Annotated in this window: 18 protein-coding genes and 1 tRNA gene; all 19 read left to right on the top strand. The window is 66.5% G+C overall.

All coding sequences use genetic code 11. From position 1 onward, the window contains the following. The first annotated feature begins 150 nt into the window (after window positions 1-150). The 19 genes from citZ to V8686_RS00350 all read left to right on the top strand — a co-directional run bounded on the left by citZ (window position 151) and on the right by V8686_RS00350 (window position 15,183). Complete coding sequence (gene citZ, locus V8686_RS00440; RefSeq protein WP_379701819.1) at window positions 151-1,287, top strand: citrate synthase; 1,137 nt, start codon at window positions 151-153, stop codon at window positions 1,285-1,287. 37 nt (window positions 1,288-1,324) lie between these two features. Next, a complete protein-coding gene (locus tag V8686_RS00435; RefSeq protein ID WP_379701817.1) occupies window positions 1,325-1,717 on the top strand; it encodes a gamma-glutamylcyclotransferase in 393 nt (130 codons plus the stop codon). A gap of 337 nt (window positions 1,718-2,054) precedes the next feature. After that, window positions 2,055-3,287, top strand: a complete 1,233-nt coding sequence (ilvA, locus tag V8686_RS00430) for a threonine ammonia-lyase (RefSeq protein WP_379701816.1) — start codon at window positions 2,055-2,057, stop codon at window positions 3,285-3,287. Between the two features lie 149 nt (window positions 3,288-3,436). Then, the gene (locus V8686_RS00425; RefSeq protein ID WP_379701814.1) at window positions 3,437-3,817 is read left to right on the top strand and encodes a Rid family detoxifying hydrolase; all 381 of its coding nucleotides are present in this window, start codon (window positions 3,437-3,439) and stop codon (window positions 3,815-3,817) included. Next, window positions 3,814-4,020 carry a hypothetical protein gene (locus V8686_RS00420; protein WP_379701812.1) on the top strand — a complete coding sequence of 69 codons (207 nt, stop codon included), beginning with the start codon at window positions 3,814-3,816 and terminating at the stop codon, window positions 4,018-4,020. The genes V8686_RS00425 and V8686_RS00420 overlap by 4 nt, the downstream gene beginning before the upstream one ends. Window positions 4,021-4,048: 28 nt before the next feature. After that, window positions 4,049-4,129: transfer RNA gene (locus V8686_RS00415), tRNA-Ser, on the top strand. 68 nt (window positions 4,130-4,197) lie between these two features. Then, window positions 4,198-4,413: a hypothetical protein gene (locus V8686_RS00410; RefSeq protein ID WP_379701752.1), complete on the top strand. Its 216-nt coding sequence runs from the start codon at window positions 4,198-4,200 to the stop codon at window positions 4,411-4,413. Then, entirely contained in the window at window positions 4,410-4,721 is a 312-nt protein-coding gene (locus tag V8686_RS00405) for a hypothetical protein (RefSeq protein WP_379701750.1), read from the top strand. The genes V8686_RS00410 and V8686_RS00405 overlap by 4 nt, the downstream gene beginning before the upstream one ends. A gap of 26 nt (window positions 4,722-4,747) precedes the next feature. Beyond that, a complete protein-coding gene (locus tag V8686_RS00400) occupies window positions 4,748-4,951 on the top strand; it encodes a hypothetical protein (protein ID WP_379701748.1) in 204 nt (67 codons plus the stop codon). Beyond that, a complete protein-coding gene (locus V8686_RS00395; RefSeq protein WP_379701810.1) occupies window positions 4,948-6,699 on the top strand; it encodes a hypothetical protein in 1,752 nt (583 codons plus the stop codon). The genes V8686_RS00400 and V8686_RS00395 overlap by 4 nt, the downstream gene beginning before the upstream one ends. Beyond that, window positions 6,696-7,904, top strand: coding sequence for a hypothetical protein (locus V8686_RS00390; protein WP_379701809.1), 1,209 nt, complete (start codon window positions 6,696-6,698; stop codon window positions 7,902-7,904). Before V8686_RS00395 ends, V8686_RS00390 begins: the two co-directional genes overlap by 4 nt. Next, the gene (locus V8686_RS00385; RefSeq protein ID WP_379701746.1) at window positions 7,901-8,152 is read left to right on the top strand and encodes a MarR family transcriptional regulator; all 252 of its coding nucleotides are present in this window, start codon (window positions 7,901-7,903) and stop codon (window positions 8,150-8,152) included. The genes V8686_RS00390 and V8686_RS00385 overlap by 4 nt, the downstream gene beginning before the upstream one ends. A 93-nt stretch (window positions 8,153-8,245) precedes the next feature. After that, the gene (locus tag V8686_RS00380) at window positions 8,246-8,752 is read left to right on the top strand and encodes a peptide ABC transporter substrate-binding protein (RefSeq protein WP_379701745.1); all 507 of its coding nucleotides are present in this window, start codon (window positions 8,246-8,248) and stop codon (window positions 8,750-8,752) included. A gap of 305 nt (window positions 8,753-9,057) precedes the next feature. Continuing rightward, window positions 9,058-9,327, top strand: coding sequence for a hypothetical protein (locus V8686_RS00375; protein WP_379701807.1), 270 nt, complete (start codon window positions 9,058-9,060; stop codon window positions 9,325-9,327). 165 nt (window positions 9,328-9,492) lie between these two features. Then, complete coding sequence (locus V8686_RS00370; RefSeq protein ID WP_379701741.1) at window positions 9,493-10,221, top strand: hypothetical protein; 729 nt, start codon at window positions 9,493-9,495, stop codon at window positions 10,219-10,221. Further along, on the top strand, window positions 10,214-11,803 hold the full coding sequence (locus tag V8686_RS00365; RefSeq protein ID WP_379701740.1) for a phage terminase large subunit family protein: 1,590 nt from the start codon (window positions 10,214-10,216) through the stop codon (window positions 11,801-11,803). Before V8686_RS00370 ends, V8686_RS00365 begins: the two co-directional genes overlap by 8 nt. A 1-nt stretch (window position 11,804) precedes the next feature. After that, complete coding sequence (locus tag V8686_RS00360; protein ID WP_379701739.1) at window positions 11,805-13,694, top strand: phage portal protein; 1,890 nt, start codon at window positions 11,805-11,807, stop codon at window positions 13,692-13,694. Between the two features lie 10 nt (window positions 13,695-13,704). Then, window positions 13,705-13,896 (top strand): hypothetical protein, encoded by a 192-nt coding sequence (locus V8686_RS00355; protein ID WP_379701805.1) that lies wholly within the window; start codon window positions 13,705-13,707, stop codon window positions 13,894-13,896. A gap of 3 nt (window positions 13,897-13,899) precedes the next feature. Beyond that, window positions 13,900-15,183, top strand: coding sequence for an XkdF-like putative serine protease domain-containing protein (locus V8686_RS00350; protein WP_379701735.1), 1,284 nt, complete (start codon window positions 13,900-13,902; stop codon window positions 15,181-15,183). Window position 15,184: the final 1 nt, after the last annotated feature.

The raw sequence follows: 15,184 nt of genomic DNA, 5'->3' as shown, positions 1-15,184 counted from the left end.
AGCGTCGAGGGGTAAAATCCCCCCGGTCGCGGGGTCGCGAGTCTCGCTCGAGGGCCGTGAGTGGGCGCGTACTCCGGCCGAGCGCCATTCGTGACGGACTCGTGAGGGAAACGGCAACGCTTTTTTGAGACGGTTAGAAACCCGTAGGGTATGTCAGATGAGGTCAAGCGGGGACTGGAGGGAGTGGTCGTTTCCGAGTCCCGGCTGAGCTACATCGACGGCGACGCCGGCGAGCTGGGCTACCGCGGGTACGCCATCGAAGACTTCGCACACGAGGCGAGCTACGAGGAGGTGTTGTCGCTGCTTTGGAACGGGGAGTGGCCGACACGCTCCGAGCGCGACGAGTTCGCAGCCCGACTGGCCGACGAACGGGAACTCGACCCAGCCGTCTACGACCTCATCGCGGAACTCGCATCGACGGACGCGAACCCGATGGCAACGATGCGCACGGTGACGTCGGCACTCTCTGCGTACGACGCCGACACCGACGCGTCCCCCGACGACCGCGAGGCGAATCTCGCGAAGGGCTGTCGGATCACCGCGAAACTGCCGACGGCGCTGGCGGCGTTCGCCCGTCTCCGCAACGGCGACGACCCCGTCGAACCCCGCGCGGATCTGGACCACGCGGCGAACTTCCTCTACATGCTGAACGACACGGAACCGGACGAGGTAGCGGCCGAGACGTTCGACACCGCGCTCGTCCTCCACGCCGACCACGGGCTGAACGCGTCGACGTTCTCCGCGCTGGTGACCACCTCGACCATGTCGGATCTCCACAGCGGCGTCACGAGCGCCATCGGGACGCTCGCGGGTGGCCTCCACGGCGGCGCCAACCAGAACGTCATGCGGATGCTGAAGGAAATCGACGAGAGCGGGAAAGAGCCCCGGGAGTGGATCGAAGACGCAGTCGCCGGGGGCGAGCGAATCCCCGGTTTCGGCCACCGCGTCTACAACGTCCGGGATCCGCGTGCGGGCATCCTCGAGACGTACTCCCAGCGTCTCGGCGAGACGGCTGGCGACCCTCGATGGTACGATTACTCCGTCGCCATCGAGGACTACATGACCGAGGAGAAGGGACTCGCCCCCAACGTCGACTTCTACTCGGCGTCGATGTACTACCAGATGGGCATCCCGATGGATCTCTACACCCCCATCTTCGCCCTGTCCCGGGTCGGTGGCTGGATCGCCCACATGCTCGAACAGTACGAGGACAACCGCCTGATCCGACCCCGTGCGCGCTACGTCGGCGAACGTAACCGCGAGTTCGTCCCGCTCGACGAGCGGTAGTCGAAAGGCGGAACTACGGGCCGGCACTGTCCCTCCTATGGACGTATTCGTCTACGGGACGCTGACCGAACCGGAGCGGGTAAGCGCCGTCGTGGACTCCTTCGTCTTTCTCGGAGCGGCAGTCCTCGAGGGCTGTCACCCGGTCGCCGGCCGGTATCCGACGCTCGCACCTGGGGGGCGGACGGCCGGCCGCCTCCTCCGGACGGACGGCGTCGACGCCCTCGACGACTACGAGGCGGTCGACGAGGGACTCTACGTCCGTGTCGACGCGCCGCGAACCGACGGCGGAACGGTCGCCGTCTACGTCGGGGATCCGGAGGCACTGGCGAGCGACGAACCGGTCACCTGGCCCGGAGACGGCACGTTCGAAGAGCGGGTTCGCCGCTACTTCGCCGACGGGTCGGCGGCCGTCCGCCCGGAACACTCTTGACGTACGGTCGACGTGCGCCGCCCGCCCGGCGCGCTCGGTCCCCCCGCGCCATCCATCACTTTCACTTTCACTCCGCCTTCATGACGTTTATATATGTCCCCAGTTATGATCTAAGCGCACGTCACACGCGTGCATTCCCCCTTCACACGCCAGAGAGCGGCCGCGCTACGCGTCTCTGGCGCCGATTCGTCCTGCCGTGATCTCCGGGGCGCACAGCCCTTCGCTTCGGTTCCGCACTCCTCGTCGAACGCGGCTGCGAGAACGCGTTCGCGTCGCTCCGACGCGTGTGGGCCGACGTTACATAAACCGTTAACCGCCACCGTCGGGTATGGGGGGTATGATCACGTTCGAGGACGTTCTCGACGCCCGGGAGCGGGTATCGGGGGTCGCGCGCCACACACCGCTCGAATATTCGTACGCCTTCTCCGAGATGACCGGCGCCGACGTTCACCTCAAACTGGAGAACTTCCAGCGCACCGGGGCGTTCAAGATCCGCGGCGCGATGAACCGAATCGAGACGCTGTCGGCCGATCAGCAGGCGGCTGGCGTCGTGACCGCGAGCGCCGGAAACCACGCTCAGGGCGTCGCTTTGGCGGCCACTCGAGCGGGTGTGGATTCGAAAATCGTCATGCCGGAGCACGCGCCGGTCTCCAAAGTGAAGGCCACCGAGCGCTACGGCGGTGAGACCGTCCTCCACGGCGCCGACTACAGCGACGCTCAGGCCGAGGCCCACCGGATCGAACGCGAGGAGGGGCGGACGTACGTCCACGCCTTCGACGACGAGATGGTGATGGCGGGCCAGGGAACCATCGGACTCGAAATCGTCGACGACTGCCCCGACGTGGACACCGTCATCGTCCCCATCGGCGGGGGCGGACTGATCTCGGGCATCGCAACGGCGGTGAAGGCCCACGACCCGGACGTGCGCGTGATCGGTGTCCAGGCCGAGGGCGCGTCGAGCGCCGCCGAGTCGCTCCGGAAGGGCGAAATCTACGAGCGCGAGAGCGTCGACACCATCGCGGACGGCATCGCCACCCGCCGGATCGGCGACCGTACCTTCGACGTGATCAAAGAGCGCGTCGACGAGGTGGTGACCGTCGACGACGAATCCATCGCCATCGCCCTCACCTACCTGCTCGAACGCGAGAAGGCACTCGCGGAGGGGGCGGGCGCCATCTCGCTCGCGGCCCTGCTCGACGACGACGGCATCGAGTACGACGAGGGCGAGACCATCGTCCCCGCCATCTGTGGCGGCAACATCGATCTCAACGTCCTGACGACCGTCGTGATGCGTGGCCTCGTGGCCACGGGTCGCTACCTGCGCTTCCGCACCATCCTCAAGGATCAGCCGGGTGCGTTGGTCGAACTCGGGACGATCATCGCCGCCCTCCGCGCGAACATCACCGCCTTCCACCACGACCGCACCTCGCGGGACGTGGCGATGAACGACGCACGCGTCGAACTCGAAGTCGAGACCCGGGGACCGGAGCACGTCGACGAACTGCTCTCGACGCTCCGTGGCGAGGGCTACGAAGTGGAAATCGTCAACGGCTACCAGATGTCGGTCTGACCCCGTCGCTCGCGTCCCACGAGTCTCGGCCGACGTGGTCGCCGGCGTCGGTATCGTCGCTTTCGAGGCTCCACTCGACGGATCGACGACCACGGCAGGAACGGCCGTAGGTGTGTACTTTTAACCGGCGGCCGCCCGACAACCCGGGCGTGAAACGAACCATCAGTACCGACGACGCCCCCGCGGCCGTGGGCGCGTACAGTCAGGCAACCACCAACGGCTCCCTGCTGTTCACCGCGGGCCAGCTCCCGCTGACCACCGACGGCGAGCTCCTCGACGACGAGAGCGTCGCCACCCAGACCGAGCAGTCCCTCGACAACGTGATGGCCATCCTCGCCGAGGAGGGCGCCGACGCGAGCGACCTGCTGAAGGTGACCATCTTCCTCGACGACATCGAGGACTTCGACGAGATGAACGAGACGTACGGGACGTACTTCGACGCGGAGCCGCCGGCCCGGAGCGCCGTCGAGGTGGGGTCGGTGCCGAAGGGTGCGGCCCTCGAAATCGAGGCCATCGCCGACGTGGAGTGACGCCCCAGCGCAAGTCGAGTCTCCTGTGGGGCGTGGTGGGCGCGCTTGCCTTCCTCGTTCTCGTGCAGGGGTACCGACTCCTCCTCGGTCCGCTCGGCCCGGGACTCTTCGCGCTCGGCGGCGTCGCCGTCCTCGTCGGCGCCACGTCCGCGGGTCTCACCTACGCTCTGGAGCCCCGAGTGCGGGGAAACAAAAGGAGTTAAAAGGTCGAGCGGGTATCCCTAACTGCGAGCCGGGATGGCCGAGTGGTAAGGCGCACGCCTGGAAAGCGTGTTCCCTCTGGGATCCAGGGTTCAAATCCCTGTCCCGGCGTCGCCTCATCCGTTTAGCTGTACTCTAACGCCCAGAGCAACCGCCACTTCTACCGGGGGTGTGTCGGCATGAGCGGGCGCTCCTACGAGGGGCCCGCACTCGACGGGACTGTCCAGTACCTTGGGGAGGCGCCGTACCACCAGGGCGACGGCGAAACTGTCGACGTCGTCGACGACGAGCCGACCGGTGAGGAGACGACCACGAATATCCCCGATTTGCAAGAGCGCCCCGCTGTCGAGAGACAGAGTACGTGGGCCGACTGGCAGGGAGGTGAGGACGCGTGAACGTCGTTCGCGAGCGCGGCTGGTGGTACGACGCCGAGTGGGTTCGCTGCGGTCGGTGTCGTGGATCCGGCGAGTACGTCGAGTGCTACGGCGACCTCTGTCACGCGCAGGGGCGGTGTATGCACGACCCGACCAACAACGTCTGCAACCTCTGCGGCGGGACGGGTCGGATTACGGCTGAACTCGACGAGCGGTGGTACTCACGGAATGCGTTCGAGTCGGTGACTGCCCCCGAGGCTGACCTCTGGAACCGTGGAACGCTCCACGCTGTTGCTCGAGAGCGGTACGAGGGGGGTGAGGGCCGTTGAGCGATTGTCCGCTGTGCGCGCTCGGTATGCGCCCCGGCGAGGCGCTCGTCCCACTCGTTGAGGAGTTCGACGAACTTGACGGTGAGCACTTCGGCTTTGTCGCGGCGAAGCGACTCCTCGAGGACGAGTTCGATGTCGACCTCACCGTTCGCCAGACGAAGCAACACATCAGAAAGGCGGGACGGCGGGTGGCGACCGCTGAACGGCTCCGCCAGGAGGGCGACCGATGAGCATCTTCGACCGCATCGGGACGCTGAAAGAGCGTCTCGACGACCGCCTTGGTCGGCGGTTCGGCAACTGTGCGGTCTGTGGGAAGCCCACCCGCTCCCACCGCGTCGGGAGTCGCCTGCAGTGTCACACCTGTCGCGAGGCCGACGACTACCCCGTCGCGACCGACGGAGGGCGTGATATCCGCGAGCGCGTCGAGACGTTCGTCGCGAACCATCCCGACGTCGGCGCGATGCAGGTCCTCGCCCAACTCGACCTCGCGCCCGACCAACGAGAGCTCGTCAAGGACATCGTCGACGAATCCCGCGACCAGGACGACAGCAGCGAGCCGGTGCCGCGCTTCGAGGTTCCCGTCGGCGAGCAGTGCTGCATCACCGGCTGTCACAACCGTCGGCTCTACCCTCACGACAACTCGCTGTGCGCGGAATGTTGGGATGGTGAGCCGCCCGAGACCGAGCCGGTAACCGTCGACGACGACCTGCTAGCCGAGGCCCAGGCAGTCGCTGGCGATCCCGGACCCGAGCGCGAGGATCCACCGGACCCAGTGCTCCCGCCCGAGCGCTTCCAGGACGAGAGCGATGACGAAGACGACGCGTCGAGCGTCGATGCGGACAACCTCCTCGCCGCTGCGATGGGCGACGATCTGCCGACCAAGGAGCCCAGCGAGGAGGGCTCGATCCCGTCGACGACGTCCACCGGTCCGAGTCTCGCGATGCCGACCTCCGCACTCCCGCTCGGGCAACTCGATGCGATGGCGCCCGCCGAGCGGCGCCGTGCCGCTCGGAAGCGCGGGTTGGAGTGGCCAACGACCGACGAGGCTCGCGACCGCCTGTTCGAGACGATTGCCGAGGTGATGCGTGAGGGCGACGAGCGCGTCGTCGACGCGCCCACGTCGCTGGGCAAGACCTACACCGTGGCGTCGACGCGCTGGGGCGCGCGCGACGAGATCACCGGCGACAATCAAGTCGTCCACCTCCTCGCGACGCGGGATGCCCGCGACGAAGCGGTCGAAGTCGCCGAGGAGGACGGTGGTGAGCACTTCGTGCTGGAGGCCCGCCACGAGGCCTGCCCGGTTGCCGCCGGCGATCACGATCCCCATCCGGAGAGTGACGACGACCGCGAGGTCATCACCACCGAGGGCGAGGCCGCCAGCGAGTGGCTCGCCCACAAGTGCGACGCAAAGGGGATTCCGTTCTCCGCAGCGCATCGCTACCTCGAGGATCACAACGACCAGGGCGCCGAGCTCCCCTGCAGCCACGACGGCGAGTGTCCGGCTATCCAGCAGTGGGAGGACCTTCGCGAGGGCGACCACCCGCTCGTCATCGCGACGCACAACTTCGCACACGTCCCCGGCCTGCGGATGGGGACGAATCTCGTCTTCGACGAGGAGCCCGACTTCGTCCAGGACCTCACGACGGATCGGGTTCGGGATGCTGTCGCGGCCTACCTGCAGGCTATCGACGCACCCGTCACCTCGTGGGAGGCGTTCGTCCAGCTCTCCCGCGGGGATTCCTGGGGCGACGACGCCGGTCAGGAGCGCGAGGCGCTCAAGCATATGCTCGACGCCGCCCCCGACCGGGAGTGGTACTTCGAGGAGCCGCGGGCACACGTCATGGCGCCGGCGCTCGCACGGGCTATCTTCCACGCCGAGGAGCGATCGAATGGCCGACGCGTCGGAAAGACGCCCTACGAACCACCGCGGCTGGATGCCCACGCCCACGATGACGAGGGTGGAATCGGAGTTGGGTGACGATCGTCCTCGACGACCAGAACGACGTTCAGACCGTGCGGGCGACACCCGACCTCAATCTCTGTCGGAGCGTGATCGGCCTGGACGCCCACCCCGCGCTCCCGAAGTGGCAGGCGAATACGGTGCCGCACATGCAGCGGACTCAAGTCCTCGATCCCGAGGAGCGTCGGCTGTGGCGTCGCTACGAGCGCGGGCTTCGCGTCGTCCAGGTCGGCACCGCGACCCGCCCGCTCACGAAGGGAGAGTACTTCGACGACCGAGGTTTTCGGGCGATCGCGAGCCAGCTTCGAGGCACCTACGGGGAGCGGTTCCGCACGGCGATCACCGCCAAGTCAGTCGAGGACCGTGTCGCCTCGATCATGAACGAGGCCGGTGTCCACGATCCGAAGACGATGCACTACGGCGAGGAGAAGTCCCGCAACGACTTCGCCGACGAGCCGATTGGACTCGTGGAAGGCGTGATCGACCCTGGAGACGACCACGTCGTCAACCTGCTCGCCGAACTCGATCTTGATGCCAAACCCGAGCGCTCCGAGGGCGAGTGTGAACACTGTGAGGGCGAGGGCTGTCGGAAGTGCCTTGGGACGGGGCAACAGCGGGCCCACGGCCGGGGCTTCACTGGCGAGGATGCAGACACTGCTCGCGAAATCCTTGCCTCCGTCCGCGAGAACCACGTCGCCCAGGCCGCCGGACGCTACGCACGGAATCCCGACGACCCAGACTCAACGGCCACCGTGTACGTCAGGACCGACGCGATGCCGACTGGCTTCGCCGACGTCCAGACGCCCGGTGTGGTGTGGACCTTCGGGCAGAAACAGGATCGGATCGTCGAGGAACTTCGTGAGGCGGCCGAACCACTCTCCGCCCGAGTGCTCGCCGACCGTGCCGAGTGTTCGAAGGAACACGTCCGCCAGACGATGCGACGCTTCGAGGACGAAGACGGCGATCACGACGTCCAGGTATTCGAGAGCGTCGGCGAGCACGGGGCGACACTGTACGCGGCCACGGGGTTACCGAACAGTGGTGTTGTCGACGTCGGATCGCCAACCGAGGCGTATGGGAGTATCTATACGTGGGGGTTGGCGATCCGGGACCCCAACCCCATCGAGACCGACGACGACCAGCCGGACGGGCCGGCCAGTGCTGAGACGAGGACGTTCTGGGAGCCACTTGGCGGGGTCGACCCCGGTGGTACAGGCGGGTGACTGGGGGCGACTTCGACCCACCGGCAGGGTTCGAAGACCTCCCGCCCAGTGCCAAGTACGTCCTTCGCGAGCTCGACCGCGACGGGCCGCTCACCAGACAGGAGCTCCTCGGCCGAACCTACCTCGCCCCGACCACCCTCGACGAGGCCCTCGATACTCTCGAATCTCGGCACTTCGTCCATAAGGCCCGCAAAAACGACGACCTCAGACAGGTTGTTGCCGAAATCCGGCAGTATCCGGACGCATAACTACCACCCGCACCGACTACTGCACGTACCCCTACCCGACCGGCTGTTCGTGACCAACCCGAGAGTGGGGCCAAGTCACGAGTCTCTCCTACCATGCACGAAAGCTTCCAAGACCGCATCCTGTCGGCGGTCGACGTGTGTAACAACTGCTTCGCCGTCGTTCGCGAACAGCGTCTAAAGGCCAAGCGCAACTGGGAGGTCTCTCGCGAGGCCTACTGGAGCCGGAGGAACCGCCAGACAACCGTCGAGTTCGCCCCGGCAGATTCGGTGAGCGAGCAGAAAGGCATCTTCTGTGACTGCGGCGTCGAAGGGTCCTACGAGCGGATCTGGGACGACCGCGAAATCGGTCGCGACCGCTTCAAGCGCTACATCCAGCAGATCGTCGCGACGCTGGAGTCGAAGGGGCTCTCGGTCGACCGCCAGCGCCTCGCCGCCTACGCGCTCACCGCCTACGACGAGCGCCTCCCGCCCGACGTCGTCGGCCCGGAACCCGAGTCGGTGCCGTCGATCAACGAGGCACTCGCGCGGGGTGTGGTCCGTGGTCTGCACGACTCGACGACGCTCGACCAGCGCGAGACCACCGACCGTGTCCGCGTGTAGAGCCCGATGACCCGATCACCGCATCACGCGGCAGGCGAGGGACGCTGAGCCACACGAGCGGGCCTCCCATCAACGTGCGCCTGCAGTTCGGCTCATGCCATACGTCGATCCCCGCGAGCCGATTCGTCCTCGATGGCCCGCCTTGCCGGCGACTGGTTGAGCGGCGCGGCCCCTATGGGCGCTGGATAACAGTGTACGGGGCGCCAGCGTCGTGCCGCGGTTCGATCCCGCACGCCGGCCTCACGATGTCCAATGCCCGTAATCGCACGCATCCCGGCGACTACGATCGCTGTCTCATCAAACCCATGACCGACAGCGACGGCCGCCCCCTTTTCGAACCAGTGCATCTCGTCGACGCGGCTATCGTCGCGGCGATCGTCTTCTTCTCGCTGCTGCTCGGGGACGCCGTCCCGGCGATCCTCACCGGACAGGGGGCATATGTTTCTCCTGCCGACATCTACCAGCGCCTCCCGACAGCCGCGATCGCGTTCGGGCTGGTGCTCTGTAGCCAGTGGGCACGCTACCGGGGTATCCAACTCCGCGAGGCGCTCCCTGGAGGGAGCCGCGACGACTGAGGCGATTCGATGACCTACCCGCCGCTGTTCGCGACGGCGCCGCATCGGTGGACGCCTCGACATCCTGACACCGACGCATCGGGCGATGGTCACCGTCACCGCCCTCACGAGAACCGTATTTAAACTATAACCCGGCACTCGCGACTGCAGAACGCTCTCACACCGATGGCCACCTACGAACGCCGTGTCACACTCGCGCTCAAGTGGCACCACCTCGACAATCTCGCTCCCGAAGATATTCAGGAGCGCTTCGTCGACGAGGGCATCGGCGAGTACGCACTCTCGACGATCCGGGGCTACCTCAACTCGGAGCCGGCCGAGGAGGTTCTCGAGCAGATCGAGGCGGAGCACGCTAACGTCCGCCTGCAGTCCGCCGAGCGCTACGAGCGACTGTACCAGCGCGCTCGCGAGGCCGAAGCCGAGGCGACGCGTGACGAGTGGGTCGAGGCGGTCGTCCCGAAGATGGACCGCGTCGCCGAACACGAGGCGCCGTTGCGGGTCGCCGACTGGGAACGCGTCCCGCCCGGTGACGAGCGCCGTCCGGAGTGGGCCGACGAGCGCGACACGGTCGTTGTCTTCGTCGCCGACGACCGCTACTTGGACGTCGGTCAGGAGTACCCCGCCGGCGCCCGTCGAGGTGGCCAGCCGGCACGACCGGGCACCCAGCCGGAGTACCGCACCGTCCGGGTCGGCCTCGAACGCGACGTCGACGATCCGAAGGGACAAGCGATGGCCCGCAAAGAGCAGGCGAGCTACCAGCGCGAGAAGGCAGACGTCCTCGGGGTCTACTCGACGGACATCAACATGAACGTCGACGGCGACATCGAGCACACGGTCGACCTCGACAGCGAGACTGCGGCGGCGATCCGGGAGGCGACACTCGACGATGAGTAGTACTGAAACCGCTGAGACTGAGGAGGTCGACCTCTCGCGGGCGCAGATCCGGGCGGCCTACAACCCCTTTGAGCACGGCTGCTGGCTCGATTTCGCGAACAAGATCACGCAGGGGTACATGGCTGCCGAACACGACGCCTGGAACCCCCTCGGTGAGCACCACGCCCAGTGGCTCCGGCACCTCGCCGGCGAGGCAGACGTCGAGGGCGATCTTGCCTTACTGTGTCACCGGGACGGCCTGAAGACGACGATCATCACGGCCTTCGCTGTCGCCTGTCTCGAGTACCTGGACGGGTATCGCGTCATCTGGGCGATGAACACCCGCGAGCAGGCCTTCGACAAAGCCGATCGCGAACTCAACCGCGTCATCGAGCGCAACCCGTGGCTCACCAACCTCAACCGACCGCGGGAAGAGGACTCGAAGAAGACGAAGGTGTTCGCGAACGGCTCGTCGCTGACGACCGGGTGGCTGTTCGGCGGCATCGAGGGTGCCCGCGCCCACTTGCTCATCCTCGACGACATCATCAAGGAACGCGGCGACGGCGAGACCAGCGAGATCATCAACTGGGTCGACGGCGTCACCCAGCCGATGGTCAAAGAAGACGGTCGCACGGTGATCGTCGGGACGCGCAAGCGCCCAAACGATATCTACAACCACTACCGCGACTACGAGGGCTACGCACTCCGGGAGTTCCCAGCCATCCTCGACGTCTGGGACCAGGAGTTCCAGGAGGACGACGACTGGAAAGCCCGCCGCCCCGACGAGGAGCTCTACACCGTAGTCGACAACCCGTGGGCGGAGGGCACGCTACAGCTCCTCTGGCCCGAGGCTCGCGGTCCCGAGTGGCTGGCCGACAAGCGCTCGAAGATCGCCGACTACCTGTTCTGGCGGGAGTACACGCTCACCATCCGGGGCGCGTCAGGCAACCTGATCGACGAGGCCGACGTCAACCGCCTCGTTGACGACGGTGGCTGTTCGATCCGGGGTCGGGAACCACCGCGAACACTCACCCCCGGCGCCGGCGAGGCGACCGTCGTTGCCCACGACCCCGCCCAGTCGCCGACCGGTGACGATGCAGCCTTCGTCGCGTTCCGTGTCGGTCGCGACGGCCGACGTCGCCTCCTGGACGCCGTCGCCGAGACGGGGATGGCCCCCTCGCAAGTCAAGGCGACGCTACTCGACTTCGACGACCGCTACGACCCCGCAGTGGTCGTGATCGAGGACAACGGGATGCAACAGTACGTCGCGAACGATGCCCTCGAGTTCTCCCCATCGCTCCGATCGAAGGTCCAGGGCATCTCGACGACCGGCAAGAAACACTCTTGGGAGAACGGCATCCCGCGACTTCGCCGGCTCGTCGAGAACGGTGGCATCCAGTTCTACCGGGGGCACAGCGGCACCGAGGAGTTCATCCAGGCGGCGATGTCTCTGGAGCTCTCGGATGGGAAGCTCACCGGCCACACGCCGGACCTGATCGCGGCGTGGTACATGGCCGAGCAGGGCATTCGGCACCTGGAGGGTATCGGCGCGCTCGAGGACGACGCCGGCGACGAGGACGCAAACGGAGTGAGCTATCTCTAACATGAGCGAGGACGACGCCCCCGCGAAGGTCCACGTCTCGGGCATCGAATCGGCCGATGCGATGTCGAAAGCGCGGTCCAGTACGCAACTCCCGGACCGGCGCATCCAGGTCCACGGGACGGGTATCAAGCCGCCGTACAACCCTTACCGACTCGCATCGTTTCTCGAACTCAACGAGACGCTGGCGGTCGGGATCCGGAAAAAGGCCCGCTACGAGGTGGGGTACGGCTTTTCGATCGTTCCACACGCCGACGTCGACGCCGAGGACGCGAGCGAAGAGGAGCGCGAGACGGCCCGCGGGTTCTGGCGTGGGCGTCGATCACGGTGGCAGACCAAGGCCCGCCGGTCGGCTGAGCCAACAACGCCAGAGGAGGTCCTCGAACTCGCTCGGCAGGACTACCACCTCGTCGGCTGGTGCTGTCTCGAAATCCTCGTCGACATGGAGGGCACGCCGGTCGGGCTCGCGCACGTCCCGGCGAACACGGTTCGGGTGCGCAAGCCCCAGAGTCGTTTCGACCAGCCGCGCCATCCCGAGGAGGGGCGGTTCATCGACAACGACGAGGCCGCGCAGTACGCCAGTCGGGGCTACGTCCAGGTCCGGGATGGGCGGCGGCGCTACTTCGGCGAGGCCGGCGACCGCTACCGAGGGCGGGGCGAGGACGACGGTCGCGACCCGCTCTTCGTCGATCGCGAGACGGGCGAGGTCGCTGTCGGGAGTGCCGAGCGCCTGCCGAATGCGCCGGCGAACGAACTCATCTTCCTCGCCAACCCGTCGCCGTTGGCGGACGACTACGGCATCCCCGACTGGGTCAGTGCCATCCGGACGATCAGTGCCGATGAGGCGGCCAAGGACTACAACCGGGCGTTTTTCGACAACGACACGATCCCGCGCTTCGTCATCAAGGTCACTGGCGGCGAGCTCTCCGAGGAATCCAAGCGCGACCTCAAGCAGATGCTCCACGGGCTTCGCGAAGAGTCCCATCGCGCGGTCATCCTCGAGGTCGAAAAATTCCAGTCGAAGCTCGATCAGGACGTCGAAATCGAACTGGAGCCACTCGGCCAGGGCATCAGCGAGGAGATGGACTTCCGACTGTTCCGCGAGAAAAACGAACACGAGATTGCGAAGGTGCTGGAACTCCCACCGATCAAGATCGGCAACACCGAGACGTCGAACCGCTCGAACTCCGACGTTCAGGACCGTGAATTCGCCCTTGAAGTAATCCAGCCCGAGCAGCACAAGTTCGCATCGCGGCTGTACCAAATCCTCCACCAACAGGCGCTCGGAATCCTCGACTGGACTGTCGAGTTCGAGCTCCGGGGTGCCGACCAGCCGAAGGAGGATGCCGATATCGCTCGGCGGAAGATTCAGGCCGTCCGGGGTGCGATCCCGGTCGACCGTGCCCTGGAGATGATCGGGGAAGAGCCACTTCCGGACGATCACCCCGTCGACGGCGACACCTTGGTCGCGAACGTAGGGCGCGAGGAGACTGGTCAGCCCGGTGGGACGCCCGCCGTCGAGAACCAACTCCCACCGGAGGAGAACAAGATCGGCGAGCGGGCGTGGGCCGACGTCGAGGCGGATCTCGCGACCAAGGATCCCATCGAGCAGACGCAGTTCGACTCGTCGACCCTCGCTGAGGGGCTGTATGACTTCGGCGAGCAGGAACTCTTCCTGTCGTTCAAACGCGAGGGCCAGAACAGCCTCTACGCCTACGTCGACGTCCCGCCGTCGAAGTGGGCGGGGCTCGTCCAAGCCTCCAGCACCGGATCGTACCATTACGACAACATCCGGCTCGATTACCCGTACGTCGAAATCACGAACTTCCACGACCGGCTCCCGGAGGGGCCGTCGCCGGATCCTGACGACGTCCCCGACGACATCCCGACGTAGTCTGCCACCGATGATCCAGGAGCGCCCGACTCCCCTGTGTGAGGTTCGACCGGGCGAGACGGATTCCTACCGACACATGACCGACAGCAACCACGAGCGCGGCGAGAAGCGCGGCGTCCTCTCGACCGGTCGAGCCAAGTCTCTCGACAAAACGAAGGACGCCGACGCGGACGCCGCCGACGATGATGAGGACGAGGACTAACCCATGCCACCGGTGACGAAAGCCGGTGGCGACGCCTTCCGCAAGGAAGTCGACTTCATCGCGAAGGACGCCACCGAGCAGATCGCCGCCGGCGTCGTGATGGTCCCGGACAAAGCGGACCTCCAGCACGACTTCGCTCGCGAGGAGACGATCCGCGGGTTCACCGATCAGTTCGCCACCTTCGTCGAGGCTGGCGAGGCCGGCGGCGGCATCATGCACGCCGCGTGGCCCGACGAGTGGATGCACCTCGAACGCAACGAGGTCCTCGACGAGGCCGAAGAGATCGGCGGCACCACCGTCGCCGCCGGTGCGTGGGTCCAAGAGTGGCAGTTCGACGACGATGGCGCGTGGGGACTCGTCGAGGACGGCATCCTCGAGGGCTACTCCATCGGCGCTATCCAGGTCGACTGGAACGGTCCCTACGTGGTCAGCGAGGACGACGCCGTCGACGACGTGGCGGTGCCAGACGCGCTTCCCGACGATGCGATGGTCTGGGAGCTCACCGATGGCATCATCCGCGAGGTGTCGGCGGTCGACATCCCCGCGGTGCCGGACGCCCAAATCCTCGACACGAAGGCGGACGCGATGAAGCGGCTCGGCGATCACCTCGGCAACCGCGACGCGTTCATCGACGAGGCGATGGATCGTGGCCACTCTGAAGCGGAGGCCGAGCGCCTCTGGGACGAACTCAACCGTGCCATCGAGATCGACGGTGCCGGCGAGCCGGGAAAGCAGTCGACGCTTGCCCGCGCCGGCAAGGCGTTTCTCTCAGCGTTGATGGGCGCCGATGATGCCACCGAGGCCACCCCACCCGACGAGTCTGCCGAACAGTCTGCCAATAACGCCGCCGGGGGCGACACCCCGGACGACGGCGGCACGGACGCCGCAACCGACACCGACGACATGACTGACCCTGACGACGACGACGGCGGGGACAAGAGCCTCGCCGAGAAGAACGCCGAACAGATCACTGAACTCACGGCGGCCGTCGAGGACCTCACCGAGGCGCTCTCCGGCCCCGAACAGAAGACCGCCGAGATCGAGATCGGCGGCGAGACCTACGAGGTTCCCGAGGCGCAACTCAAGTCCGCCCTTGGCGTCGACGAAGCCGCCGGGGCGACCGTCGCTGACGCCATCGAATCGCTCAAGCACGAAGTCGACGACGTCGCCGGCCGGGTCGACACTATCGCCCGCCAGAGCGGCGGTACCGACCAGCTCGACGCGAGCGCCGGTAACGGGGACGAGAAGGAAAGCGGTCTCGACGACCTCGGGAGCGCGCTCTCCTAAG

The sequence above is a fragment of the Haloplanus litoreus genome (assembly GCF_045690335.1).
Lineage (GTDB): Archaea > Halobacteriota > Halobacteria > Halobacteriales > Haloferacaceae > Haloplanus > Haloplanus litoreus.
This window is presented reverse-complemented; position numbering and strand designations above follow the sequence as displayed.

Bases quoted from the DNA above. Each gene is read 5' to 3' on its own strand.
- V8686_RS00375 (WP_379701807.1), top strand. From the start codon at position 9,058: ATGACCGACAGCGACGGCCGCCCCCTTTTCGAACCAGTGCATCTCGTC.
- V8686_RS00435 (WP_379701817.1), top strand. From the start codon at position 1,325: ATGGACGTATTCGTCTACGGGACGCTGACCGAACCGGAGCGGGTAAGC.
- V8686_RS00395 (WP_379701810.1), top strand. From the start codon at position 4,948: ATGAGCATCTTCGACCGCATCGGGACGCTGAAAGAGCGTCTCGACGAC.
- V8686_RS00370 (WP_379701741.1), top strand. From the start codon at position 9,493: ATGGCCACCTACGAACGCCGTGTCACACTCGCGCTCAAGTGGCACCAC.
- V8686_RS00380 (WP_379701745.1), top strand. From the start codon at position 8,246: ATGCACGAAAGCTTCCAAGACCGCATCCTGTCGGCGGTCGACGTGTGT.
- ilvA (WP_379701816.1), top strand. From the start codon at position 2,055: ATGATCACGTTCGAGGACGTTCTCGACGCCCGGGAGCGGGTATCGGGG.
- V8686_RS00360 (WP_379701739.1), top strand. From the start codon at position 11,805: ATGAGCGAGGACGACGCCCCCGCGAAGGTCCACGTCTCGGGCATCGAA.
- V8686_RS00410 (WP_379701752.1), top strand. From the start codon at position 4,198: ATGAGCGGGCGCTCCTACGAGGGGCCCGCACTCGACGGGACTGTCCAG.
- V8686_RS00355 (WP_379701805.1), top strand. From the start codon at position 13,705: ATGATCCAGGAGCGCCCGACTCCCCTGTGTGAGGTTCGACCGGGCGAG.
- V8686_RS00400 (WP_379701748.1), top strand. From the start codon at position 4,748: ATGCGCCCCGGCGAGGCGCTCGTCCCACTCGTTGAGGAGTTCGACGAA.
- V8686_RS00350 (WP_379701735.1), top strand. From the start codon at position 13,900: ATGCCACCGGTGACGAAAGCCGGTGGCGACGCCTTCCGCAAGGAAGTC.
- V8686_RS00365 (WP_379701740.1), top strand. From the start codon at position 10,214: ATGAGTAGTACTGAAACCGCTGAGACTGAGGAGGTCGACCTCTCGCGG.
- citZ (WP_379701819.1), top strand. From the start codon at position 151: ATGTCAGATGAGGTCAAGCGGGGACTGGAGGGAGTGGTCGTTTCCGAG.